This is a genomic window from Phenylobacterium sp. (assembly GCF_030697925.1).
Taxonomy (GTDB): Bacteria; Pseudomonadota; Alphaproteobacteria; order Caulobacterales; family Caulobacteraceae; genus Phenylobacterium.
This window is the reverse complement of sequence record NZ_JAUYOJ010000029.1, coordinates 1-2,199: the sequence shown is the minus strand read 5'-3', so window position 1 is coordinate 2,199 and position 2,199 is coordinate 1. Positions and strand designations below refer to the sequence as shown.

Below are 2,199 nucleotides of genomic sequence, written 5' to 3'. Positions count from 1 at the left end.
ATGGCCGGGGCGGCGATCCTGTCGGTGACCCTGGTGCCGGTGTTGATGGGCTACCTGAGCCGAGGGCGCATCCCACGCGAAGTCAGCACCATCCTGAACCGCTGGCTGACCGCGGCCTACAAGCCGGGGCTGGACTGGGTGATGCGCAAGCCCAGGGCGACCCTGCTCATCGCCGTCCTGGCCTTCGCCACCACCGCCTGGCCGCTCAGCCAGCTCGGCGGCGAGTTCATCCCGAGCATGGACGAGGGCGACCTACTCTACATGCCCTCGGCCCTGCCGGGCCTCTCGGCGCGGAAGGCCGGCGAACTGCTGCAGCAGACCGACCGGCTGATCAAGACCGTGCCGGAGGTGAAGAGTGTGTTCGGCAAGGCCGGCCGGGCCGAAAGCGCCACCGACCCGGCGCCGCTGGAGATGTTCGAGACCACCATCCAGTTCAAACCGCGAGCTGAGTGGCGTCCCGGCATGACGCCCGACAAGCTGGTCGAGGAGCTGGACCGGACGGTGAAGGTTCCGGGCCTCGCCAATGTCTGGGTGCCGCCGATCCGCAACCGCATCGACATGCTGGCGACCGGCGTCAAGAGCCCGATCGGGGTAAAGGTGTCGGGCGCCGATCTCGCCCAGCTCGACCGCATCGCCCGCGATGTGGAAACCGTCGCGAAGACCGTGCCAGGCGTCAGCTCGGCGCTCGCGGAACGCCTGACGGGCGGGCGCTATGTCGACGTCGACATCGACCGCGCCGCCGCGGCTCGCTTCGGCCTCAACATCGCCGACGTTCAGCAGGTCGTCTCCGGTGCGATCGGCGGGGAGACGGTCAGCCAGACCGTCGAGGGCTTGGCCCGCTACCCGATCAATGTGCGCTATCCGCGCGAGATCCGCGACAGCCTGAAAGGCCTGCGAAGCCTGCCGGTTCTGACGCCCGCGGGCCAGCAGATCACGCTGGGCACGGTGGCGAAGATCGAGATCGCCGACGGCCCGCCGATGCTGAAGACCGAGAACGCCCGGCCCTCGGCCTGGGTCTATATCGACGTGCGCGGCCGCGATCTGAACGCCGTCGTCCAGGACCTGCAGCGCGCCGTCGCCAAGGACGTGAAGCTCTCGCCGGGCGTTTCGATCGCCTATTCCGGCCAGTTCGAATATCTGCAGCGCGCCATCGAACGCCTGAAGATCGTCGTGCCGGCGACGCTGCTGATCATCTTCGTCCTGCTCTACGTGATCTTCCGCCGCCTGGACGAGGCGGTCCTGGTCATGGCGACGCTGCCCTTCGCGCTGACCGGTGGGATTTGGGCGCTCTACCTCCTGGGCTACCACCAGTCGGTCGCCACCGGCGTCGGCTTCATCGCCCTGGCCGGGGTCTCGGCCGAATTCGGCGTGGTGATGCTGATCTACCTCAAGCATGCGCTCGCCGAGCGTGGACCCAGCCCGACCGCCGGCGATGTCGAGGCTGCGGTGCGCGAAGGCGCGCTGCTGCGCGTCAGGCCGAAGGCCATGACGGTCGCGGTGATCCTGGCCGGCTTGGCGCCAATCCTTGTCGGCCACGGCGCCGGCTCCGAGGTGATGAGCCGCATCGCCGCCCCAATGATCGGCGGCATGCTGACGGCGCCCTTGCTGTCGATGCTGGTCATCCCGGCCGCCTTCTTCCTCATGCGCCGCCCCAAGTCACGGCGGCCCTGATCTCACACCAGCCTCTCAGACCCAAAGGAGACCATCATGAGAGCTCTACCCTACGCCACGGCCGGCGCGCTCGCCCTGACCCTGGCCCTCGCCGCCTGTGGACCAAAGAAGGAGGCCGCGGCGGCCCCCGCCGAGGCCATGCCGGCGGCCGCGACCCCGGCGTCGGGCGCGGCGGTGTCCGCCGACATGGCGAAATCCGGCGACATGTCGAAGATGGACATGAGCGGCGCTGCGACTATGGCCAAGGGCAAGGGGACCGTCACGGCGATCGACAAGAAAGCCGGGACTGTCACCCTGGATCATGAGCCGATCCCGGAAGCCAACTGGCCGGCCATGACCATGGCGTTCAAGGCGACGCCGCCCGCCCTGCTCGACACCGTCAAGGTCGGCGACAAGGTCGCGTTCGATCTCAAGCTCGCCGGTGGAGCCGGCGAAATGACGGCGGTGCGGCCTCAATAGGCCTGCGGTCCCTGGGGCGATTGTTGTTCGTCTCAGGGACGCGTCTCTACGTGGCGAGATGTCCGTCTC

At 68.4% G+C, this 2,199-nt stretch carries 2 protein-coding genes; both read left to right on the top strand.

The features are described 5' to 3' along the window. The coding region (locus tag Q8Q88_RS03590; RefSeq protein WP_305673830.1) for an efflux RND transporter permease subunit at window positions 1–1,671 on the top strand (1,671 nt) is incomplete at its 5' end. A gap of 36 nt (window positions 1,672–1,707) precedes the next feature. Next, complete coding sequence (locus tag Q8Q88_RS03585; protein ID WP_305673829.1) at window positions 1,708–2,130, top strand: copper-binding protein; 423 nt, start codon at window positions 1,708–1,710, stop codon at window positions 2,128–2,130. The last annotated feature ends 69 nt before the right edge of the window (window positions 2,131–2,199 follow it).